Origin of the sequence: Chryseobacterium indologenes (assembly GCF_002025665.1) — a bacterium.
In the GTDB taxonomy this organism is placed as follows: domain Bacteria; phylum Bacteroidota; class Bacteroidia; order Flavobacteriales; family Weeksellaceae; genus Chryseobacterium; species Chryseobacterium metallicongregator.
Window position 1 is genome coordinate 4,781,038 of the sequence record NZ_CP018786.1, and the last position, 21,917, is coordinate 4,802,954.

Below are 21,917 nucleotides of genomic sequence, written 5' to 3' on the forward strand. Positions count from 1 at the left end.
AGACCGTTTTTTGTTTTATTTTAAAGCATTCTTAATAGCTTTCCCTAATTCTTTTCCTGTTTTTTCATAGGCTGCAGATATTCTTCCGTATTCCATACGATAGCTACCTTTACTTCCTATCCCTTCAATCTTATCACCCTGAACTTTAGTTAACACTTTAGATGGATTTTCAGTTTCAACAAATATCATTTCTGAGGATAACTTAGCAGGCTGTGTTACAAATCCTGTCCATCCGGCATAGATCCACTTTGTAACTAGTATTAAGGTGTACTTTGCCGAAGCCCCTTTACTGAATTTTATTTTTTTCGATTTCCCATTTACTCCTTCAAGAAACTTATCAAAAAAAACAGATTCTTTATGCTTTTTCCACTCTTCATCCCATTCTTTCCATGATTCATCGCCTTTCTTAGCCAGCGTCTCTGTCTTTCTTCTTTCAAGATATTGGGCTTCAGTATAATTATCTGCCTGGAAAAGAGGACTTTCAAATTTAAACTGAACATTTACCTCAGTCTGATCTCTCAGAAAGTCAAAATTTCCAGATTCAATATTAATTTGATTTTGGGCAAAAGTTGCTGTGGTAATAGCTACAAAAAGCAGCAGAAATAATTTTTTCATAGTGTATTAGTTTTACTATTTAAGATCCCAAAGATATTATAAAAAGGAAATCTTTACCCACTCTTTATTTTAATTTTATCTTAAGTCAATAAAAGTGATTGGTTTTCTGCTGTTTGGATTAAAAACGGTTTTAGAAAGAACATCAAAATCTATAATTTCAATTTTCGGACTCACTCTTAATTTAGCACGGAAGTGGTCTCTTACTTCATTGACAAACCCTTCATGATATGCTTCTGTACTTAGTTTAATGATAATTTCGTCAAGTCCGATTTCATTAGCCTGAATAACAATCTGATAGCATAAGATATTGTTGAAATCATTCAAAATATCATTCATAGCAGGTGGATACAATGTCGTTCCTTTGTATTTGATCATCTGCTGCTTTCTTCCTACTACAGGTCCTAATCTCATTGTATTTCTTCCGCATTGGCATGGCTCATCATGCGCTTTTACAAGATCTCCGGTTTTAAATCTCAATAAAGGAATAGCTTCAACACCCAATGTTGTAATGGTAAGTTCACCACTTTCTCCTTCTTTTACAGGATTTCCTTCATCATCCAGGATTTCTGTAATAATTAATTCCGGATGGTGATGGCCTCCAAGCTGATATTCACATTCTGTAAAAGCGGTACTCATTTCGGTAGAAGCATACGTTGAAAAGAGTTTAATATCCCATTTCTCCTTGATCTTCTGTGAAAGAATATTATCTGTAAAATCCTGATTTTTGATGCTTTCGCCAATACATACAGCCCCATACACATTGGAGTTTTTATAATCTAGCCCATGTTTTTCAGCGTAATCAATCATTTTCAGTAGAAAAGAAGGTACGGTAATCAAATATTTTGGCTTGTATCTGAAAATAGAATCCCACTGCAGTTCCGGAATTCCAGGCCCCATTCTCACCACACTCGCTCCCATTTTTCTTAAACCAAGAAAATAAGCAAGACCCGCCATAAACCGTTTATCTATGGTCGTGATCATCTGAACAACATCTCCTTTCTGAATTCCTGCACAGGCAAATGATATCGCCTCATTATAAGCAAGCCTTTCCAGGTCATTATCAGATAGTCCAAAAGTTACCGGATCTCCCAATGTTCCGGAAGTGGTGCTGTAATCCACAATTTTATCTGGTGTTATGCAGAAAAAATCATGATTATACTGCTGGAGATCATTCTTTGTAGTGGTAGGAATCTTCTGAAGATCTTCCAACGTACGAATGTCAGCAATATTGATATTATTTTCTTTGAACAGTTTCTGGTAAAAAGGGGAATGAGTTTCAAGATAAGTCAAAAGCTCATGAAGTTTTTCTTCCTGAAATATTTTGATTTCCTGAATCCCTGCTTTCTCGATTAACGGATGAAATTCCAATGATTTTAATTTTTAAAAGGCAAATTTATTTAAAATTACAAGATTGTAGGAGGTATTCATGTAAAATGTATTCATGATTGCAGCTACAGTTTTATCTTTGAAACGTAAAAGTTTGTGTATTGGTATTCCCTGCAGTATTGATGGTTGTTATTTTTAAAGTATGAGAACCGCTTCCTTTAGGACATTTTTCATCAAAAGTGTAGACAAAATTATCTTTTACACGGGCAAACCTCAACCATTTGCCATCCAGTTCGGCACGGAATGAAATAATATCTCCCACTTTCGTTGCTCCTTTTAAGAGTAAAGAACTGCTATTAACCAATGCACCTTCTGCCCAGCCTGATGAAACGGATGGAAGATTATTGTCAATCAACAATTTCGCTGTACCCAATCTGTTGAATTTCCCTTCTGCCCAATCACCATTCCATTTTACCTTGACAACGGTTTTATCGCTGCCATAATCAAGGAGGATAACAGCTTTGTCTTTTTCTGTATTGGGTAATTTTCTATTCGGTTTTATTTTTAAAGTATATTCATCCTGAACTGGAATGTAAGGACTTTGTAAAACAATACTGTTTGAAACCGCATTCGGATCTGTATCCGGTTTTTCATAAGCATTGAAATTTACCGCATCATACATAGCATTTTTACCGAAGGCAATCTCCGTATTTTCTGTGGTAATGGTTTTCCCTTGATTAGCCATTATCGTTTTTGCCGTAGAAGGTATTTTGTCTGATGTTTTGTTTAACTGAAATTTGGTTGTCAGACGGCTTGTGTTTCCTTTGACGTCTTTCAGAACAATTTCAATGGTATGAATATTCTCATCCTGAAGCTTAATAATCCCATTTTCATTCGAAAGGCTGTAGCTCTGCAATTTCATTCCTGGCAAATTAGATAAGTGCTGAATTCCCATTTTATCTCTGATGAATTTGGTATAATCTATACAGCCGTTGAGGTAACGAGTATCATCATAGTGGATCTTATCAATTTTAAAACTGTAAATCAGCTTACCATCCATCAATAGGTCAGCATTATAAATTCCTAGATTAAAACCCTGATTAGCTTTATCAACTGCTTTAATGGCAAAACTTATTTCAGGAGAATTCACCTGAACGAGGTTAGCCGTATAAATACTTCCTGCTTTTTTTACAGCAATACTGTTGGCTCCTGGTTCATAAGTACTGAACCGTCGGTCATACCAATATAATCCACTGATGATGGGCGCAATATTATCAGGAATGGCAAAGCCAAAAAGTAACGGATTTAAACATTCTTCTGTTTGGGCATCTCTTATTTCAAAATGCAAATGTGGGCCTGCAGATCCTCCGGTATTTCCACTCAAGGCAATCTGTTGTCCCTTTTCCACAGGAAACTGTCCGGGTTGAAAGGTAATATCCTGTTCCCACTTCTCATCTTTATACTGCCTTTCTTTTACATATTCATCAAGTGTATTAAAATATTTGTTCAGGTGCGCATATACTGTGGTATAGCCGTTAGGATGAGTGATGTACACTGCATTTCCAAATCCATATCGCTCTACTTTTATTCTGCTCACATAGCCAGCTGCAGCTGCAAGAACAGGAAGATTTTCCTGGCTATTGGTTCTTAAATCCAGCCCCATATGAAAGTGATTAGTCCTGATAGCCCCGAAATTGGCAGCCAGCTGCATGGGAATATTGAGTGGGTTTCTGAAATAATTTTGGGGATAATTATTTTGAGCCTGAGTGATGATACTGCTGATTAAACAAATCATAAATATCAGTTGGGGAAAGATTTTCATACAGCATTTGGGTTTTTAGGTCTACTTAAATGTACAAAATTCCGGCCAATAAGCGCTTATTAAGATATTCATTTTTAGAATCACCTTTGTTTTCTTAACCACAGATTTCCTTTGCTGAGTGAAACGCCTTTGCGAACAATTTTAACTCATTCATAAGACCTTTGTGAACTTTGCGCAATCATTAGGTTTTGGCTAAATCAATAGGATTTGTTTTTATTATTTAAGTGAGCTAAAGCCCACTGCTATTGAATAAATTGCATTAAATTTTATATAAAAAACACCCAGAAAAATTCACTTATTGACCATTCACCATTCACTTTTCACAATTTTCTTTATTATATTTCTGAAATTGAACTTTTTAATAGAAGATATCAAAATAAAACATATATTATAAACCGACAAATTTTAGTAAATTTGCAGACTTAATTAATCAACGATATTGAGATATTTACAATGAGCCAATTTAAAGAATACAAAAACCTCAACCTTATTGACGTAGCAGACAATGTAGCGGAATTTTGGAAACAAAATAAAACTTTCAATAAGAGTGTTGAGATTCGTCAGGGAAATCCTGAGTTTGTTTTTTATGAAGGTCCGCCTTCAGCAAACGGTATGCCTGGAATTCACCACGTAATGGCAAGAGCATTGAAAGATATTTTCTGCCGTTACCAGACTCAAAACGGAAAGCAGGTTTTCCGTAAAGCAGGCTGGGATACGCATGGTCTTCCTGTGGAACTGGGTGTAGAAAAAGAGTTAGGAATCACGAAAGAAGATATTGGCAAAAAAATCTCTATTGAAGACTATAACAAAGCTTGCCGCGAAGCAGTAATGCGTTATACCGACGTATGGAATAACCTTACGGAGAAAATCGGATATTGGGTAGACCTTGATGATCCGTACATCACATACAAGTCTAAATATATGGAAACCGTTTGGTGGTTGTTGAAGCAGTTGTATAGCAAAGATTTGTTGTACAAAGGCTACACGATCCAGCCTTACTCTCCAAAAGCAGGAACAGGACTTTCTTCTCACGAGCTGAATCAGCCTGGAACCTATCGTGATGTTTCGGACACAACGGTTGTGGCTCAGTTTAAAGTAAAGAAAGACTCTTCAGCATTGTTTAATGATGTTGACGGAGATGTACATATCCTTGCATGGACGACGACTCCATGGACGCTTCCATCCAACACTGCTCTTACCGTAGGGAGAGATATTGAATATATTGTAGTTAAAACCTTCAATCAATATACATTTGAACCTGTAACAGTAGTGTTATCAAGTGTTCTTTTACCTAAGGTTTTCGGTAAAAAATATGCAGAAGGTTCAGATGAAGATTTTGCCAACTATACTCCGGAAACGAAAGTAATTCCTTTCAGAATACTAAAAGAATTTACAGGAGAAAAACTTGTTGATACAAGATATGAGCAATTAGTTCCCTGGTTTACACCAAATGATAATCCTGAGAATGCATTCAGAGTAATCTTAGGAGATTTCGTAACGACTGAGGATGGTACAGGTATCGTTCACACTGCGCCTACTTTTGGTGCTGATGATGCGAGAGTAGCTAAAATGGCTCAGCCAGAAATCCCACCAATGTTGGTAAAAGATGAAAATGACAATCTTGTACCATTGGTAGATTTACAAGGGAAATTCATCAAAGGAGAAAATGTTCCTGAGGTATTTTCCGGAACTTATATCAAAAACGAATACTACGATGAAGGAACTGCTCCTGAGAAATCATGGGATGTAGAACTTGCGATCCTGTTGAAAACAGAGAACAAGGCCTTCAAAGTAGAAAAATATGTCCACTCGTATCCACACTGCTGGAGAACAGACAAACCGGTATTGTATTATCCTTTGGATTCCTGGTTTGTGAAAATGACAGCTGTAAAAGACAGACTGGTTAATTTAAACAAAGAAATCAACTGGAAGCCAAAAGCTACCGGAGAAGGACGTTTTGCGAACTGGCTGGAAAATGTAAACGACTGGAACCTTTCCCGTTCTAGATATTGGGGAATTCCGTTACCGATCTGGAGAACAGATGATCTGAAAGAAGAAAAAATCATCGGTTCTGTAGAAGAATTATATAATGAGATCGAAAAATCAATTGCAGCAGGACTGATGACTGAAAACCCTTTCAAAGGTTTCATCATCGGGAATATGTCTGAGTCTAACTATGAACTTGTAGATCTTCACAAAAATGTAGTAGACAAAGTGGTATTGGTTTCTGATTCAGGAAAAGCAATGAAACGTGAAAGCGACCTGATTGACGTTTGGTTCGATTCAGGTTCTATGCCTTATGCACAGTTGCATTATCCTTTTGAAAACAAAGAGTTAATCGACAATAATAAAGCATTCCCAGCTGATTTCATCGCAGAAGGTGTTGACCAGACACGTGGATGGTTCTATACGCTTCACGCTATCGGAACTGCGGTATTTGATTCTGTTGCGTATAAAAATGTAATGAGTAATGGTCTTGTTCTGGACAAGAACGGACAGAAGATGTCAAAACGTTTAGGAAATGCAGTAGATCCGTTCGAAACACTTGCTGTGTACGGTCCGGATGCAACCCGTTGGTATATGATCTCCAATGCAAACCCATGGGAAAACCTGAAGTTTGATATTGAAGGAATTGACGAAGTAAGAAGAAAGTTCTTCGGAACACTTTACAATACCTATTCATTCTTTGCTTTATATGCAAATGTAGATGGCTTCAACTATTCAGAAAAAGAAGTGGAAAACCGTCCGGAAATCGACAGATGGATCCTTTCGGAACTTAATCTTCTCATCAAGGAAGTAAAAGCTTTCTATGAAGACTATGAGCCAACAAGAGTAGCAAGAGCAATCAGCAACTTTGTAAATGATAACTTAAGTAACTGGTATGTAAGACTGTGCAGAAGACGTTTCTGGAAAGGAGATTATTCTGATGATAAAATTTCTGCTTACCAGACTTTATACACTTGTCTTGAAACAGTGGCGAAACTTTCTGCTCCAATTGCACCATTCTTTATGGATCAGTTGTATCAGGATCTTAATAAAGTAACAGGTAAAGAAAACTGTGAATCTGTGCACCTTACAGACTTCCCGGTAGCTGATGAAAGCTTAATCGATCAGGATCTGGTTGAAAAAACACATTTGGCACAGAACATTACAAGTATGGTTTTCTCTTTGAGAAAGAAAGAAAATGTAAAAGTTCGTCAGCCATTACAAAAAGTATTGGTTCCTGTATTGGATTCTAAAGCAGAAGAGCAGATTCTTGCTGTAGCAGACCTGATCAAACAGGAAGTAAACGTGAAAGAATTACAGTTAATTAATGCTGAAGAAGCATCTCACTTAATTGTAAAACAGATAAAACCTAACTTCAAAGCTCTTGGTCCTAAATTAGGAAAAGACATGAAAGTGGTAGGTGGCGAGATTGCAAATCTTACTACAGAACAGATTGCCGGTCTTGAAAAAGAAGGAAGAATAGACGTTCAAGGATACGAGATTACTCTTGATGATGTGGAAATCTCTACAAAGGATATCCCTGGATGGACTGTTACTTCTGATGGAAAAACAACTGTGGCATTAGATTTGACGTTAACCGATGAGCTAAAATCTGAAGGTATCGCAAGAGAATTCATCAACAGAATTCAAAACCTGCGAAAAGATAAAGACTTTGATCTGACAGACAGAATTTCAATCACATTAGAAGAAAGTTCTCCTTTCTTGAATGAGATTAAGAAAAATGAGGAATATATTTCTTCCGAAGTCTTGTCAAATAAAATAGAAATTGTATCTTCACTTTCAAATTTTAACGAAATCGAAATAGATGAGGTTAATTTTAAGATAAATGTTGAAAAAAATTAACATGTAGTTATTATATTTCAAATTCCATTTCATAATTTTATTAAAAAAGAGAAAGAATATGTCAGACGAAAGAGTTAGATACAGCGATGCTGATTTACAGGAATTTAAAGCGATCATTAAAGAAAAAATAGAAAAAGCAGAAAAGGATCTTCAGCTTATCAGAGAAAGTTTTATCAATGACCAGAATAATGGTACTGATGATACGTCTCCTACTTTCAAAGCTTTTGAAGAAGGAGCAGAAACGTTAAGCAAAGAACAGAATTCTATTTTGGCAGGAAGACAGGAAAAATTCGTGCGTGACCTTAAAAATGCTTTGATCAGAATCGAAAATAAAACGTATGGTGTTTGCAGAGTAACAGGAAAGCTGATTCCTAAGGAAAGACTTTTAGCTGTTCCTCACGCTACGCTGAGCATCGAAGCGAAAAACATGCAAAAATAACCGAAAGGTTTGAAAAATAATATTGGGTTTATATCGTATTCACGGATACTTTATAAACCTAATTTTTAATGTATACCCATGAGCGAATTATTAATTTTGGGATTGATTGTCTCACTAGTGCTGCTGTTTTTCAACAGAGAATGGATCAAAAGCAGATTCTTTCCTGAACCGCAGAAAAACTATACCATTGATGATCAATTCAATTCTGATAAACGTGAAAGGGAGAAAGAGATCGACAGACTTTTGAGTAAGATGGGCAAAAATGGAGTCAATGATCTGTCTGAGAAAGACAGGAAAAGACTTGATGAACTGTCCAAAATGTAAAAATTAAATATAAGAAATGGAATCTATCATAGTACATCCTAAGAATTCTATGGAGCTGAGCGCACTGAAAAGCGTACTGAAAGAAATGGGCATTAAATTTGAAAAAGCTCATGTTAAGAGCTCTTTCAATGGACAGAAAGTGGTCAAGAAAGCAAGCGATAACAAAAATGTAAAGCCGGCTTCAAAGCCCTCAAAACCTAAAGGACAGTAATGAAAAAGATCTTAGCGATAACATTTTTGGTTTTGTTCATTGACCAGGCTTCAAAAATTTATATCAAAACTCATTTTGAACTGAATGAGAGTATTCCTGTCATCAATGGTTTCTTTAACAAGACTTTTGTTGAAAACCCGGGAATGGCCTATGGATTCCACTTCGGAGGAATTATCGGGAAATATTTTCTGGTCATCCTACGAGTTTTCCTGATCGGAGGGATGATCTACATGTTCAAAAAATGGTTGAAAGAAGGAGCTTCTAATTATCTTTTAGTTCCAATGGCGATCATTTTTGCGGGAGCTATCGGAAATCTTATTGACGGAATGTTCTATGGAATGATCTTCGACAGCGGAACTGTTTATGATGCCAGCACTGACCGATGGATTGGCTATGGCGGAATTTCTAAGCTTGTTCCTTTCGGGCATGGATATTCCACATTTATGAAAGGATGCGTAGTAGACATGCTTCATTTCCCTGTAGTAGACTGGTACGTTCCTGAAAGCTGGCCTTTAATAGGTGGAAAACATATTGAGTTCTTCAAATATATTTTCAATGTTGCCGATTCCGCAATCACGGTAGGAGCTGCATTCTTATTAATATTCAGAAAAAAAGCTTTCCCGAACGGTCTGGAGTTTTAAAAGATATATTTTCGGATGAAAAAAATAATCAAAAATATTTTTAAATTTTTCCTGCTTCTTTTCGTTGCAGGAATTATTTTTATTGCCTGGGCGAATTACAGCATTAAAAGTGACAGCGCACCATTTGTTTCCTACAATATTGCTGATGTACCGGAAGCAAAAGCTGCACTCTTATTGGGAACCGGAAAGCTTTTGAGCAACGGAACCCCAAATGCTTATTTCTACAACAGAATTAAGGCCGCAAGTAATTTATACAAAAGCGGGAAAATACAATACATCATCGTTAGTGGTGATAACAGTACCAAGGATTATAACGAACCTGAAGATATGCAGCTGGCACTGATGCAGGAAGGAATTCCACAGGATAAAATTATTTTAGACCATGCCGGATTCAGGACACTGGATTCTGTAGTGAGGGCAAAAGATATTTTCAGCCAGACAAAACTGGTTATTATCTCTCAGAAATTCCATAATGAGAGAGCGGTTTTCCTTGCAAGGAAAAATGGAATGGAAGCCTTTGGATATAATGCCGCGGATGTGAATAAGTATGCAGGTTTAAAGACCAATTTGAGAGAATATTTTGCGAAAGCTAAAGCCTATTGGGATCTTCTTTTTGGTGTGGAACCTAAATTTGGAGGAGAAAAAATTGTAATTCCTTAATATTTTTCCCACGGATTGCACAGATTTTCACAGATGATGCGTAAAGATATGTAAATTATTAAAGGTTGATATGTTTTGACTAAAGCCAATGGATGGATGTTGAATTTTAAGCTGGCTGGGCTAAAGCCCACCCCTATTGAATTTTAATAACAACATCTTTTATCTTTTATCTTTTATCTTTTATCTTTTATCTTTTATCTTTCGTTATTCCCGACAAACCTCGTAAATTTGCTATTCATTAATTTTTAAATATAAATTTTAAACAAATGTCAAGAATTCTTACCGGCATACAAGCCACCGGAACGCCCCATCTTGGAAATTTATTGGGAGCTATTATTCCTGCTATCGAACTATCCAAGCAGGAAGGAAATGAATCATTTTTATTTATTGCGAATCTTCACACGCTTACACAGATTAAGGATGCGAAGACTTTAAGACAAAATACCTACGAGATTGCTGCGGCTTGGCTTGCTTGTGGATTAGATACTGAAAAAACATATTTCTACAGACAAAGTGATATCGCTGAAACCTGTGAACTTTCTTGGCATTTATCATGTTTTTTCCCTTATCAAAGATTAACATTGGCCCATTCATTTAAGGATAAAGCAGACAGACTTCAGGATGTAAACGCCGGTTTGTTTACTTACCCTATTTTAATGGCTGCAGATATTTTACTGTATGATGCTGAAATTGTACCTGTAGGAAAAGATCAGCTTCAGCATCTGGAATTTGCAAGAGATGTCGCTTCAAGGTTCAATAACCAAATGGGTGAAATTCTTGTTCTTCCACAATCTGAACTTCAGGAAGACACAAAATATGTTCCTGGAACGGACGGTCAGAAAATGTCTAAATCAAGAGGAAATATCATCAATATTTTCTTACCTGAAAAGGAATTGAAAAAACAGGTGATGAGTATTGAATCGGATTCGAAATCTTTAGAAGAGCCTAAGGATCCTGAAACAGATAAAACATTCCAGATTTATCAGCTTATTGCTACGTCAGAACAGACTGAAGAATTAAGAGCAAAATACCTTGCAGGAAACTTCGGATACGGACATGCTAAGAAAGAATTATTGGATCTTATTCTGGTACGTTTTGAGAAAGAAAGAGAAACGTTCGCTTATTACATGAACAATCTTGATGAATTGGAAGCAAAACTTCAGCAAGGAGCTAAAAAAACCAGACCTATTGCACTGGAAACGCTGAAAAGAGTAAGAACAAGCTTAGGATTTTAATGCTGAGTTTTACACATAAGAAAGCCTTTCGTTTGAAAGGCTTTTTCTTTTGATATAAATACTACTAATGAGCATTATTCTTTGTCAGGATAAAGTAATGCATCTGATCTCCATATTCGTAATTAATATCCCAGCCCGGATATTGTTTGATAATAGTCTTAATAATAGACAATCCCAGTCCGGTAGACGTATGATCTGAACCTTGTTTATAAAAGCGGTTAAAGATCCTCGATTGATCTAAAGCCACAGGATTTCCACTGTTTTGAAATGCAATTCTGTTATTTTCAATAATAATGTTCAGCGTTCCTTCTTCGTTGTTATATTTTACTGCATTTTTAAGAAGATTAGACAAAAGAATATCTGCAAGATCCTGATTGAAATCAGCAACAAATTTTCCTTTCTCAATAATACTAACCTCTACTTTTTTGAATGCAATAAAATCTTCATAATTCTGAACAAGCTGGGTGATCATTCCATTAAAATCAACATCTGAAGTTTTATTAAACTGGCTGTTTTCAATCTTGGAAAGCATTAATAAAGATTTGTTTAAACCTACCATTCTTCTTAGGTCATTCTTCACTTCAGTAAGAAAAGTCAGATTCTTTTTATCAAGATCATCATTCTGGATCATCAGATCAATTTTATTAATCACGATAGCCAAAGGAGTTTGAAGTTCATGCGAGGCGTTTTCAATAAACTGTTTCTGCTGATAGAAAACCAGTTCATTACGTTCAATCATTTCATTGATTTCCACATTTAATTCTTCAAACTCGGTGATCTTATAGTTCTGTTTTTCCTGAGAAAAAGGAATTCCAAACTGATATTTTTTAAGTTTATCCAAAATCAGATAGAACGGCCTCATAGCTTTATTAAGCAGATATCCGTTAACAGCTACGATACTTATCACCAAAAGGATATAAAGCACAATTAAGGCCGTTGTAAGGTCGTATATCAGCTCATCTTCTTCTACCGTAGAGGTTCTGATGACAAGCCGCTGATGACCTTTGAACTGATCAATAAAGTCGGCCTCCAAAACCCTGTAGGGCTGGTCTTTGTCATCGTACTCCATATAGTACATCTTGTTGTACAGCCTGCTTTTATTTTGATAGTCTGCAGCTTTGATCGGGTTGATTTTAAATTCATTGAATCCAAATTCATTATTCTTCAAAAGCTGAGGATTAAGATAGACCGCTTTAATAATCTGTATTTTTCTATCTCTCAATCCATCATCTACATTATCATGTACTTCATCCAGGATATAGGCATAAAAAAGACCTGCCCACACTGCTATAATCAGCAGCAGAATCATGATCAGATATTTTATCGTGTAATATTTTAATGAAGTCTTCATCAGATGAATTTATATCCTATTCCGTATACAGCCTGAAAATCAGCTTCTGCATTGAGGGTTTTCAGTTTTTTACGAAGGTTTTTAATCTGGGAATAAATAAAATCCAGACTGTCTGCCTGATCGATATAATCTCCCCAGATTGCTTCGGCAAGTGTTGTTTTCTGTAAGGTTTTTTCCGGATGAATTACAAAATAATACAGAAGATCATATTCTTTTCGGTTAAGAACAAGCTCTTCATCGCCTACTTTCACCGTTCTGTTCTCCGGATCAATGATAATATTTTTGTATCGGATGATATTTTCACCATCCTGATTTTTTCTTCTGATGACAGATTTGATTCTCGCCATCAGTTCTGCAAGGTGGAAAGGTTTTGCAAGATAATCATCTGCTCCTATTTCCAGTCCGGCCACCTTATCGTCCACAGAGTCTTTGGCAGAAAGAATGATCACAGGATCTTTCTTATGCATTTTTTTGATCTCTTTCAGAAGGTCTATTCCGTTTCCGTCAGGCAGCATAATATCGAGCAAAATACAGTCGTATTCGTAAGAAATAATTTTCTCCAGCCCGCCACTGTAATTTTCCGCATATTCTACAATGAAATGCTCTGCTTCCAGAAACTTCTGTACGGTATCTTTCAGTTCGGGTTCATCTTCTACTATTAAAATCTTCATATTTCTGGATCTGTATATTCTGCTACTTCATTAATGTATATCAAATATATGAAATTAAAAGCGGGAAGAATTGAAGCGGGAAGCTGGAAATTATTCAGACTCCATCAATCTTTGAAATTTTCTATCATTTACCTCTTCCAGCCTCCTGCTTCTATCCTTACAATTAATTCGATTTGACATATCGGCCGTCTGCATCAAAAACGAGGCTGATACCATTCATGAGATTGATTTTATAGGCATTATATTTTTTCTCAATAGAATCAATCACGCTACCGGGATGGTGCTTTGTCATAAAAGACACCATACTTTTTCTAATCTTAGCAGAAGAACCCTTTCTTCCGTTGCTGTTTATTAAATTCCAATTGACCATAGTATTAATATTTAGTGTTTGTATTCGGTTAAGTGTTAATCATCGATTCTTTTAAAATTCCCATTCCTGTCAAATTCAAGCTCCAATCCATTGGAAAGTTCTGCTTTATAAGACCATCTTTTCTTTTCAATCTTAATGATGTAAGTATTAGGAAAATTCTTTGTACTGTAATTTCTGATGGATACAGGAATAAAACCGTAAGGAATTTTCTGATGTTTCCCATCCACTTCTTTCCAGTTTCCATTGCTGTCGAACTCCATTTTCATTCCATTGGTCAGATATACTTTATATTCATCTACACCATAGATTTCTCTGTCTTCTATTGCTGAGCTTACCGGTATTCCTTTAAAATGACCAGCCAGAAAGTTTTTAGCTGTTTTCGGTAACTGATTAGCATTGATTGCTCTGTCCTGTGCAGAAACAAAGCCTCCAATCAATAAAAATAAGACCATTAATACTCCCGTGATTTTCTTTACATTTTTCATACTATTACATTTTTCTGTTATTATTATGGAGCAAAGTTCTCAATCAATTTGGGAAAGAATTGGGAAAAATGATTTTGATAGAGAATATTTAATTCAACCACAGATTGACACAGATGATTACAGATGTTTGTATTGATTTCTGCAGTGTTTTGAAAACAGAAAAGCCACTAAGGTGGTCTTAGTGGCTTTTTATCAGATTTTATAGTCTAACATTCTATAAATATTCTTTAATCTGCTGAAGATGGGTAATGGCTTTTAAACCTTCTTTCTGTTTATCTTCTTTATAGACATCAAAGAAGATTGCATCCATTCCGAAATCCGTAGCACCCATGGCATCTGCAATCCAATCGTCTCCAATCAGTATACTTTCTTCTTTTCTGGCTTCAGAAAGTCCTAATGAATATTCAAAAATCCTTGGATTGGGTTTTCTTACTCCTACTGCATCTGCACTGGTAATTGTTTTAAAATATGGTGCAATTCCAGACAGGGTACACTTCCTTTCTGTGACCTCCTGAAAACCATTGGAAATAATGTGTAGTGTATAATTCTTAGCTTTCAGATATTCCAAAACATCTTCAGCGCCTTCTACCAATTCATTATGACTCACAATATTATCAAGGAAGTTTTCTTCAAAATAAAGGGCAAGCTCTTTATTATCTACTCCAAAATGTTTAAATGAATCATAAAAACGGTGCTCTCTCAAGTACTCTTTGCCAATAATTCCGTCTCTGATCTTTTCCCACAATTCTTCGTTGATATCGTGATATACAGAGTGAAACTCTTCAAAGTCAATAGAATACTTCGAAGTAATTTCCTGTTTTTCAAAAAGATCTTTGATGGTAAGATAGGCATTTCTGCGATGATCCCAGAGTGTATTATCCAGGTCAAAAAAAACGTGCTGCATTTTCATACAGCACAAAGTTAATAATTTTAATTTTTTGTAATAGGATAATTTTTGCTCTTGCTCTTCACAATCTCAAGGCTTTTGGAAAAATTCAGCAAAAAATCAATTGTTTGTTTCTTAGGTTTCAAAGTTTTCACTTTTAAAGAATCATTTTTTTTCATAGGCGAAGTATGTTTTCTTTAAAACGTGAATTTTCCGGAAATATTATCTATCTTGTTAATATTATATTATTTTCATCCATGATTTTTCTCAGGTTTATCAGTGCATATCTTACTCTTCCTAAGGTGGTATTAATGCTCATCTCTGTATGATCTGCAATTTCTTTGAAACTCAAACCATCAAAAAACCTCAGTTTGATTACCTCCTGCTGATTTTGTGGTAAAAACTGTAACATTCTCAGAAGATCCTCTTGGATTTGGTTGGTAACCAATTGATCTTCAATGTTTTCAGAAGGCTCTCTGATCAGATCAAAGATAGAATATTCATCTGTTTCAAAAGTAGTTTCCGAAACTTTGATATTCTTCGCTTTTGACCTGAAATGATCGATGATTAAATTGTGAGAAATTCTTTTCGCCCAAAGAATAAATTTGCCTTCTTCGTTATAGCGTCCTTCTTTCAGCATTACAATAATCTTCATGAATGTATCCTGGAAGATATCGTTGGCTAAATCTTCATCATTAATTTTGTAAAAAATGAATGTAAAAAGTTCTCTCTGATGACGGTGAATGAGGGTTGATAATGCGCTCTCATCACCTTTCTGGTAAAGGGAAATTAGTAAACTATCCGATTTTGATTTCATAACTCTTCTCAATATAAATATTTGCAGACAGGCATTCTACCAGATATTTCTTCTGGTCTTTGCTGTATAAACAAAACAGTTCTAGAGTAGAGTCTCTTCTATAGGCGGTAGTACAATTATTATGATGTAAATATAATAATTTTTTAATAACTGTTAACCTATTATTAAATTTTATAGAGAAAAATCTAAAAAAAATCATTTAAACATGTCATGAATAAAGACTGTGGGTATATTTAATGTTAAATTAATATTCAGTCCTTTCATCTCTTTACCGTTCAGTCGGGTATCTCCGATAGGAAAAGCATAGCCTCCCGTAAGATCAAGCATCCCAAATAAGGTAACTCCTATCTTAGGGGCAATGTATTTATTGGTACCTTCCACACCTGCTAAAAAGTAATACGAGTGATAGAAGTCTACATTCTTTTCAAAATTAAGAAGCACGTCAGCCTGCAGTTTTGGCATAATAGCAAATTTAGAACCCACAGATCCCATCATTGCAGATCCTCCCAATCTGTAAATCACATCATCATTTTTAAGAAAAAGTAATTTACCTCCTACTTCACCAAAACTTTGATTCTGATAAGTATACCCTACACTGATCATTTTATGCATGGTATATTGAGCTTTTACTAATGTACTTAGCAAAAACAGGGACAGGGCAGCAACTACAGTTCGAAAATTCATCATCTTTCTATATTATTAAGGTGTAAAATTAAAAAAAACTGCCTTATCCAAAGATAAAGCAGTTCATTTATTATTCTTTAAAAGAAATTAAATTCCAAAAGCGGCTTTAATTTCTTCAACTTTGTCTAGTTTCTCCCAAGTAAAAAACTCAAGTCCTTTCAATGTAAGCTCATTTTTATGTCCTTTATTGAATGTTTTATCAGCTACATAATGCTCTTTACCCATGTGCCCGTAAGAAGCTGTTTCCTGATAAATAGGGTTTCTTAATTTTAAGTTTTGCTCGATAGCATAAGGTCTTAAATCAAAAATAGCAGAAACTTTTTTAGCGATATCCCCATCATGAAGATCCACTTTTGCAGTTCCATAAGTGTTGATGTATAAACCACAAGGTTCAGCTACTCCAATTGCATAAGAAACCTGTACCAAAACTTCATCCGCTACGCCTGCAGCCACTAAGTTTTTAGCAATATGTCTTGTAGCATATGCAGCACTTCTGTCAACTTTAGAAGGATCTTTTCCAGAGAAAGCACCACCACCGTGAGCTCCTTTACCACCGTATGTATCAACGATGATTTTTCTACCTGTAAGACCTGTATCTCCGTGAGGTCCTCCGATTACAAATTTTCCTGTAGGATTGATGTGATATTTAATCTGATCGTTGAATAAAGCTTTGATTTCTTCAGTTTGCTGTGCAACCACTCTTGGAACCAGAATATTTTTGATATCCTCACGGATTTTATTCAACATTTCTTCTTCACTTCCGAAATCATCATGCTGAGTAGAAACTACGATAGAATCTATTCTGATTGGTTTATGATCATCAGAATATTCAATCGTTACCTGGCTTTTTGCATCAGGACGAAGGTAAGTGATTTCCTTATTTTCTCTTCTGATGGCAGAAAGTTCTTTCAGAATCGTGTGAGCAAGATCCAATGCTAGAGGCATATAATTAGCCGTTTCATTGGTAGCATACCCGAACATCATTCCCTGATCTCCAGCTCCCTGTGCATTTGCTTTAGCTTCGAAAGATTCATCATTTACCGCTCTGTCAACTCCCTGGTTGATATCAGGTGACTGCTCATGGATAGCAGAAATAACTCCGCAAGAGTCTCCGTTGAACATATATTCACCTTTCGTATACCCGATTCCATTGATTACTTCTCTGGCAATGGTCTGTACATCAAGGTAAGCATCTGATTTCACTTCTCCTGCCAATACTACCTGTCCGGTAGTTACAAGAGTTTCACATGCTACTTTTGAATCTTTATCATAGGCTAAGAAATGGTCGATTAATGCATCGGAAATTTGATCGGCAATTTTATCCGGATGTCCTTCTGAAACTGATTCAGATGTAAATAAATAAGACATATAATTCTTTTGTTTTTAAAGATTTAAAAAATAGTTTTGAAGAAAATATGAAATATAATTGCCCAGAAAAAAGAATACTGTTTTAGCATTTTTTTATAGAGGTTGCAATCAGGTCAAATTTTTCCTCGTAATAAACGTCAGCAAATTTAAGTACTATTTTCGTAATACTCAAAAATTTTGTTTATTAATTATTATTTTATTTAAATTGATGATTTCTATCACTTTAAAGCATTTCCATTACTGAGGCTTAATGCTTACAAATTCTTTCGGACTTTCGTGGTAATTCAACTTAAGTTCTAAAGAAGTTTTGATAGAATGTGATAATTCATCAATAATTTTTTGCTTAAAGGTTGGTTTATAATAAATAATACTGATTTCTCGATAAGGGAAAGGTTTTTTGAATCTGAAAACATTTTTCTTCTGCTCTTCTGAAAGCTGGCTCAGAGCTAATTCCGGCAGAATACTGATTCCTCCCACTTTATCTACCATATGCACCAAAGTCTGAATATTGGAAGCCAGGAAGTCTAAATTTTTAGGCTTAAGGGTATTTTCTTTCAGGTGACAGATATTTTCAAACTGATTTCTCAGACAGTTTCCTTCTTCAAGCAGCCATACTTTCTCTACATTCAGATCTTCCGGAATGATATAAGAATTCTTTTTGTTAGCTTCTGTATTGGAACTGTAAATCATCAGCTCCTCATTGAATAGGAAATCCTGATAAAACTCATCAGCAGTATCATAAGGTGTAGAGATAATTCCCGCATCCAGTTCTCCTGCTTTTAAAGCTTTAATAATATTATCTGTTGTCATTTCTTTCACATTCATCTGAATCTTCGGATTTTCCTCCAGGAATTTGAAAATCTCTGTTGGCAGAATGAAAGAAGACACTGTAGGAATAATCCCCAGATTGATGGTTCCTCCTAAAATATTATTCAAAAGATTGGCTTTGTTTTTCAGCTCATTGACAGACTCGATAATTACCTTTGCCTGATCAATAATCTGAAGACCTACATCCGTGGTACGAATCGGATGGGTAGTCCTGTCGAACACCTTTACATCCAGTTCATCCTCAAATTTCTGTATCATGGCACTTAACGTAGGTTGGGTAATAAAACACGCCTGAGCGGCTTTACCAAAATGTTTATACTTATCTACAGCGATAAGATACTCCAGTTGCTGAATGTTCATTTGATTAATATTATCTATTACAAAGATATAACGTTTTTGCTATTACCAATTAAAAATTCAAGTAAATTTGATATTCATTACCTTTACACTTGGATTTAGAAAAACAAAAAACATTTATACAAATCATTAATGATATGGATTCTAAAAAATTAACGTTAAGTAGCGGCGCACCTTATTTTGAACATCAGGATTCACAGACGGTAGGACCAAGAGGCCCGGTATTGCTGCAGGACTTTATTCTTCAGGAAAATCTTGCACATTTCGTTAGGGAAAGGATTCCTGAAAGGATTGTGCACGCCAAAGGAAGCGGAGCTTACGGAACTTTCACCGTAACGCATGATATCAGCCAGTACACAAAAGCAAAACTGTTTTCAAAAGTAGGAAACTCATGCAGAATGTTTGCCAGATTTTCTACTGTAGGAGGTGAAAAAGGAAGTGCAGATACGGCAAGAGACCCAAGAGGATTTGCATTAAAATTTTATACTGAAGACGGAAACTGGGATCTTGTAGGAAATAATACTCCCGTATTCTTTATTAAGGATGCAAAAAAATTCCCGGATTTTATTCATACTCAGAAAAGAGTACCAAAAACCAATTTAAAAAGTGCCACCATGATGTGGGATTTCTGGAGTTTAAACCCGGAATCACTTCATCAGGTTCTTATATTGATGTCAGACAGAGGAACTCCACATGGTTACAGACATATGCATGGTTTCGGATCTCATACTTTCTCAATGATTAATGATAAAAACGAAAGAGTATGGGTAAAATTCCATTTTAAAACAAAACAAGGCGTAAAAAACTTCACGGATGAAGAAGCAGTAAAAATGGCCGGAGAAAACCCGGACTTTGCGCAGGAAGATCTTTGCAACGCTATTGAAAATGGAGATTTCCCGAAATGGACCTTATTTATACAGGTAATGACTGAGGAACAGGCAAAAGATTTCAGATGGAATCCGTTTGATGTGACTAAAGTATGGTTCCATGATGATTTCCCATTGATTGAGGTAGGAGAAATGGAGCTGAACGAAGTTCCTGTTAATTATTTCGCCCATGTGGAACAATCTACTTTTTCACCCAGTAACCTGATTAACGGAATTAGCTTCTCTCCGGACAAAATGCTTCAGGGAAGATTATTCTCATATCCTGATGCTCACCGTTACAGAGTAGGGGTAAACTCTCATCAACTGGAAGTGAACAGATGTCCATTTGAAGTCAACAATTATCAAAGAGATGGTTATATGGCAGATTCAAGCCAGTATCAGGACAAACCTAATTATCACCCAAACAGTTTTGATGACATCAAAGCAGATTCATCTTATAAAAACTATGAATATGAGTTAGACAGCGCTCATGTTGCCACCTACAACAGAAATGACAACGACAGTGATCACTATACTCAACCTGGACTTTTGTATTCAAAAGCAATGAATGCAGAAGACAGAGATCATTTGATCAAAAATATTGTAGGCAGTATGAATGGTATTACCGGGCCTAAAAAAGATGAGATTATCAACAGACAACTATGTCACTTTTTCCGTGCTAATATTGAACTTGGCATGAAAGTGGCTTCTCAGCTAAATGTCAATATTGATGCAAATATGATGAATCATTCCAAATAATTATTTGGAAGGATAAATTAAAAAAAAGGAAAAAAAAATAATATTTTTTCCTTTTTTTTGTAAAAAATTCATAATTTGCAAAGGATGATATTTTAAAGTGGAAAAATGAGTTACGAGAACATATTATTAAAAAAAGAAGATAAATTATCTATTATTACCATAAACAGACCTGAGAGTTTAAATGCTTTAAATGCTAAAACAATTCAGGAAATCAGTACCGCAATGGATGAGCTTAACGCTGACACTTCATGTAGAGTAATTATCCTTACAGGAAGTGGAGAAAAATCTTTTGTAGCGGGAGCTGACATCAAGGAATTCAGTGATTTCGGACAGGAAAGAGCTGAAGAACTTGCAAGAAACGGACAAAATACATTGTTCAACAAAATTGAAAATATGTCTAAACCTGTCATTGCAGCCGTAAACGGTTTTGCATTAGGAGGAGGTTTAGAGCTTGCCATGGCATGCCACATCAGATACGCTTCGGAAAACGCCAGATTAGGGCTTCCTGAAGTAACTCTTGGATTAATCCCAGGATACGGAGGAACTCAGAGGCTTCCAAAGCTTGTAGGAAAAGGTATTGCCAATGAAATGATCTTCTCTGCCAAAATGATCCCAGCTCAAAAAGCAAAAGAGATCGGATTGGTTAATGAAGTATACCCTATTGAAGAATTATTAACCAAAACGAAAGAATTAGCAAACACGATTGCCTACAATTCACCAATGGCAATATCGAAGGCTATAAATGCCGTGAATTTATCTGATACGGAGAAAGGTTTTGAAACTGAAATCAAATATTTCGGAGAACTTTTTGAAATGGAAGATAAGAAAGAAGGAGTTACTGCGTTTCTAGAGAAGAGAAAGCCTAACTTCTAAATCTTTCTAAAAGATTTTAATCCAAATTATTTCGAAAAAAAACAATGCTGCGGTATGAATAAGTTTGATAAAGCTTATCTAAAAATGGCTCAGGAATGGGCAAAACTCTCCTACTGTAAGAGAAAACAGGTGGGAGCTCTTATCGTAAAAGATAGGATGATTATTTCAGATGGTTACAACGGGACTCCTTCGGGATTCGAAAACTGCTGTGAAGATGGAGAAGGAAAAACACACTGGTACGTATTGCATGCGGAAGCCAACGCTATATTAAAGCTGGCTGCCTCTACCCAATCTGCAAAAGGAGCAACGTTATATTTAACGCTGTCTCCCTGTAAAGAATGCAGCAAGCTGATTCTGCAGGCTGGGATTACGAGACTGGTGTACATTAATGAGTATTCGGATGACGATGGAATATCGTTCCTGAGAAACCATAACATTGAAATAGAACAAATATCGGACTGTGAACTAAAAAAATAAGCA

22 protein-coding genes are annotated in these 21,917 nt (G+C 35.7%); 10 read left to right on the forward strand and 12 right to left on the reverse strand.

The window, feature by feature from the left end:
- Nucleotides 1-15 precede the first annotated feature (15 nt).
- The 3 genes from BUE84_RS21575 to BUE84_RS21585 all read right to left on the reverse strand — a co-directional run bounded on the left by BUE84_RS21575 (nt 16) and on the right by BUE84_RS21585 (nt 3,736).
- Nucleotides 16-615 (reverse strand): hypothetical protein, encoded by a 600-nt coding sequence (locus BUE84_RS21575; protein ID WP_079243448.1) that lies wholly within the window; start codon nt 613-615, stop codon nt 16-18.
- Between the two features lie 75 nt (nt 616-690).
- A complete protein-coding gene (locus BUE84_RS21580; protein WP_079243449.1) occupies nt 691-1,983 on the reverse strand; it encodes a phenylacetate--CoA ligase family protein in 1,293 nt (430 codons plus the stop codon).
- 91 nt (nt 1,984-2,074) lie between these two features.
- Nucleotides 2,075-3,736 (reverse strand): M23 family metallopeptidase, encoded by a 1,662-nt coding sequence (locus BUE84_RS21585; protein WP_238594310.1) that lies wholly within the window; start codon nt 3,734-3,736, stop codon nt 2,075-2,077.
- Nucleotides 3,737-4,216: 480 nt separating this feature from the next.
- On the opposite strand from BUE84_RS21585, the gene ileS reads away from it, so the two are divergent.
- The 7 genes from ileS to trpS all read left to right on the forward strand — a co-directional run bounded on the left by ileS (nt 4,217) and on the right by trpS (nt 11,122).
- Nucleotides 4,217-7,612 (forward strand): isoleucine--tRNA ligase, encoded by a 3,396-nt coding sequence (gene ileS / locus BUE84_RS21590; protein WP_079243451.1) that lies wholly within the window; start codon nt 4,217-4,219, stop codon nt 7,610-7,612.
- A 58-nt stretch (nt 7,613-7,670) separates the two neighbouring features.
- Complete coding sequence (locus BUE84_RS21595) at nt 7,671-8,051, forward strand: TraR/DksA family transcriptional regulator (protein ID WP_002983772.1); 381 nt, start codon at nt 7,671-7,673, stop codon at nt 8,049-8,051.
- A 78-nt stretch (nt 8,052-8,129) separates the two neighbouring features.
- Nucleotides 8,130-8,375 carry a DUF6576 domain-containing protein gene (locus BUE84_RS21600; protein ID WP_079243452.1) on the forward strand — a complete coding sequence of 82 codons (246 nt, stop codon included), beginning with the start codon at nt 8,130-8,132 and terminating at the stop codon, nt 8,373-8,375.
- Between the two features lie 16 nt (nt 8,376-8,391).
- The gene (locus BUE84_RS21605) at nt 8,392-8,586 is read left to right on the forward strand and encodes a DUF2683 family protein (RefSeq protein WP_062675973.1); all 195 of its coding nucleotides are present in this window, start codon (nt 8,392-8,394) and stop codon (nt 8,584-8,586) included.
- On the forward strand, nt 8,586-9,227 hold the full coding sequence (locus BUE84_RS21610) for a lipoprotein signal peptidase (RefSeq protein WP_079243453.1): 642 nt from the start codon (nt 8,586-8,588) through the stop codon (nt 9,225-9,227). The genes BUE84_RS21605 and BUE84_RS21610 overlap by 1 nt, the downstream gene beginning before the upstream one ends.
- A gap of 15 nt (nt 9,228-9,242) precedes the next feature.
- Nucleotides 9,243-9,887, forward strand: a complete 645-nt coding sequence (locus tag BUE84_RS21615) for a vancomycin high temperature exclusion protein (protein ID WP_079243455.1) — start codon at nt 9,243-9,245, stop codon at nt 9,885-9,887.
- Between the two features lie 266 nt (nt 9,888-10,153).
- Nucleotides 10,154-11,122, forward strand: a complete 969-nt coding sequence (gene trpS / locus BUE84_RS21620; protein WP_079243456.1) for a tryptophan--tRNA ligase — start codon at nt 10,154-10,156, stop codon at nt 11,120-11,122.
- Nucleotides 11,123-11,186: 64 nt separating this feature from the next.
- Here the strand turns inward: trpS and BUE84_RS21625 are convergent, their stop codons facing one another.
- From BUE84_RS21625 to BUE84_RS21665, 9 genes are all read right to left on the reverse strand, one after another.
- Nucleotides 11,187-12,473 (reverse strand): sensor histidine kinase, encoded by a 1,287-nt coding sequence (locus tag BUE84_RS21625; RefSeq protein ID WP_079243457.1) that lies wholly within the window; start codon nt 12,471-12,473, stop codon nt 11,187-11,189.
- Nucleotides 12,473-13,144, reverse strand: coding sequence for a response regulator transcription factor (locus BUE84_RS21630; protein WP_079243458.1), 672 nt, complete (start codon nt 13,142-13,144; stop codon nt 12,473-12,475). The genes BUE84_RS21625 and BUE84_RS21630 overlap by 1 nt, the downstream gene beginning before the upstream one ends.
- Before the next feature lie 163 nt (nt 13,145-13,307).
- Nucleotides 13,308-13,514, reverse strand: coding sequence for a PepSY-like domain-containing protein (locus tag BUE84_RS21635; protein WP_079243459.1), 207 nt, complete (start codon nt 13,512-13,514; stop codon nt 13,308-13,310).
- A 35-nt stretch (nt 13,515-13,549) separates the two neighbouring features.
- On the reverse strand, nt 13,550-13,999 hold the full coding sequence (locus BUE84_RS21640; RefSeq protein WP_079243460.1) for a PepSY-like domain-containing protein: 450 nt from the start codon (nt 13,997-13,999) through the stop codon (nt 13,550-13,552).
- A gap of 214 nt (nt 14,000-14,213) precedes the next feature.
- Nucleotides 14,214-14,909, reverse strand: coding sequence for a YjjG family noncanonical pyrimidine nucleotidase (locus tag BUE84_RS21645; protein WP_034692509.1), 696 nt, complete (start codon nt 14,907-14,909; stop codon nt 14,214-14,216).
- 202 nt (nt 14,910-15,111) lie between these two features.
- Entirely contained in the window at nt 15,112-15,702 is a 591-nt protein-coding gene (locus BUE84_RS21650) for an RNA polymerase sigma factor (RefSeq protein ID WP_034692511.1), read from the reverse strand.
- A 195-nt stretch (nt 15,703-15,897) separates the two neighbouring features.
- Entirely contained in the window at nt 15,898-16,389 is a 492-nt protein-coding gene (locus tag BUE84_RS21655; RefSeq protein WP_079243461.1) for a hypothetical protein, read from the reverse strand.
- 84 nt (nt 16,390-16,473) lie between these two features.
- Nucleotides 16,474-17,754 carry a methionine adenosyltransferase gene (gene metK, locus BUE84_RS21660; RefSeq protein ID WP_034692515.1) on the reverse strand — a complete coding sequence of 427 codons (1,281 nt, stop codon included), beginning with the start codon at nt 17,752-17,754 and terminating at the stop codon, nt 16,474-16,476.
- Nucleotides 17,755-17,991: 237 nt separating this feature from the next.
- On the reverse strand, nt 17,992-18,942 hold the full coding sequence (locus BUE84_RS21665) for a LysR substrate-binding domain-containing protein (protein WP_034692517.1): 951 nt from the start codon (nt 18,940-18,942) through the stop codon (nt 17,992-17,994).
- Nucleotides 18,943-19,076: 134 nt separating this feature from the next.
- Here BUE84_RS21665 and BUE84_RS21670 point away from each other — a divergent pair, with 134 nt between their 5' ends.
- The 3 genes from BUE84_RS21670 (at nt 19,077) to BUE84_RS21680 (ending at nt 21,914) form a co-directional block, all read left to right on the forward strand.
- Entirely contained in the window at nt 19,077-20,564 is a 1,488-nt protein-coding gene (locus BUE84_RS21670; protein ID WP_079244005.1) for a catalase, read from the forward strand.
- Between the two features lie 105 nt (nt 20,565-20,669).
- Nucleotides 20,670-21,437, forward strand: a complete 768-nt coding sequence (locus tag BUE84_RS21675) for an enoyl-CoA hydratase/isomerase family protein (protein ID WP_079243462.1) — start codon at nt 20,670-20,672, stop codon at nt 21,435-21,437.
- A 54-nt stretch (nt 21,438-21,491) separates the two neighbouring features.
- Nucleotides 21,492-21,914, forward strand: a complete 423-nt coding sequence (locus BUE84_RS21680; protein WP_034692520.1) for a deoxycytidylate deaminase — start codon at nt 21,492-21,494, stop codon at nt 21,912-21,914.
- Nucleotides 21,915-21,917 lie beyond the last annotated feature (3 nt).

Excerpts from the sequence above, each read along its gene's own strand:
- BUE84_RS21575 (WP_079243448.1), bottom strand. The coding sequence starts at position 615 with ATGAAAAAATTATTTCTGCTGCTTTTTGTAGCTATTACCACAGCAACT.
- BUE84_RS21585 (WP_238594310.1), bottom strand. The coding sequence starts at position 3,736 with ATGATTTGTTTAATCAGCAGTATCATCACTCAGGCTCAAAATAATTAT.
- ileS (WP_079243451.1), top strand. The coding sequence starts at position 4,217 with ATGAGCCAATTTAAAGAATACAAAAACCTCAACCTTATTGACGTAGCA.
- BUE84_RS21595 (WP_002983772.1), top strand. The coding sequence starts at position 7,671 with ATGTCAGACGAAAGAGTTAGATACAGCGATGCTGATTTACAGGAATTT.
- BUE84_RS21600 (WP_079243452.1), top strand. The coding sequence starts at position 8,130 with ATGAGCGAATTATTAATTTTGGGATTGATTGTCTCACTAGTGCTGCTG.
- BUE84_RS21605 (WP_062675973.1), top strand. The coding sequence starts at position 8,392 with ATGGAATCTATCATAGTACATCCTAAGAATTCTATGGAGCTGAGCGCA.
- BUE84_RS21610 (WP_079243453.1), top strand. The coding sequence starts at position 8,586 with ATGAAAAAGATCTTAGCGATAACATTTTTGGTTTTGTTCATTGACCAG.
- BUE84_RS21615 (WP_079243455.1), top strand. The coding sequence starts at position 9,243 with ATGAAAAAAATAATCAAAAATATTTTTAAATTTTTCCTGCTTCTTTTC.
- trpS (WP_079243456.1), top strand. The coding sequence starts at position 10,154 with ATGTCAAGAATTCTTACCGGCATACAAGCCACCGGAACGCCCCATCTT.
- BUE84_RS21625 (WP_079243457.1), bottom strand. The coding sequence starts at position 12,473 with ATGAAGACTTCATTAAAATATTACACGATAAAATATCTGATCATGATT.
- BUE84_RS21630 (WP_079243458.1), bottom strand. The coding sequence starts at position 13,144 with ATGAAGATTTTAATAGTAGAAGATGAACCCGAACTGAAAGATACCGTA.
- BUE84_RS21635 (WP_079243459.1), bottom strand. The coding sequence starts at position 13,514 with ATGGTCAATTGGAATTTAATAAACAGCAACGGAAGAAAGGGTTCTTCT.
- BUE84_RS21640 (WP_079243460.1), bottom strand. The coding sequence starts at position 13,999 with ATGAAAAATGTAAAGAAAATCACGGGAGTATTAATGGTCTTATTTTTA.
- BUE84_RS21645 (WP_034692509.1), bottom strand. The coding sequence starts at position 14,909 with ATGAAAATGCAGCACGTTTTTTTTGACCTGGATAATACACTCTGGGAT.
- BUE84_RS21650 (WP_034692511.1), bottom strand. The coding sequence starts at position 15,702 with ATGAAATCAAAATCGGATAGTTTACTAATTTCCCTTTACCAGAAAGGT.
- BUE84_RS21655 (WP_079243461.1), bottom strand. The coding sequence starts at position 16,389 with ATGATGAATTTTCGAACTGTAGTTGCTGCCCTGTCCCTGTTTTTGCTA.
- metK (WP_034692515.1), bottom strand. The coding sequence starts at position 17,754 with ATGTCTTATTTATTTACATCTGAATCAGTTTCAGAAGGACATCCGGAT.
- BUE84_RS21665 (WP_034692517.1), bottom strand. The coding sequence starts at position 18,942 with ATGAACATTCAGCAACTGGAGTATCTTATCGCTGTAGATAAGTATAAA.
- BUE84_RS21670 (WP_079244005.1), top strand. The coding sequence starts at position 19,077 with ATGGATTCTAAAAAATTAACGTTAAGTAGCGGCGCACCTTATTTTGAA.
- BUE84_RS21675 (WP_079243462.1), top strand. The coding sequence starts at position 20,670 with ATGAGTTACGAGAACATATTATTAAAAAAAGAAGATAAATTATCTATT.
- BUE84_RS21680 (WP_034692520.1), top strand. The coding sequence starts at position 21,492 with ATGAATAAGTTTGATAAAGCTTATCTAAAAATGGCTCAGGAATGGGCA.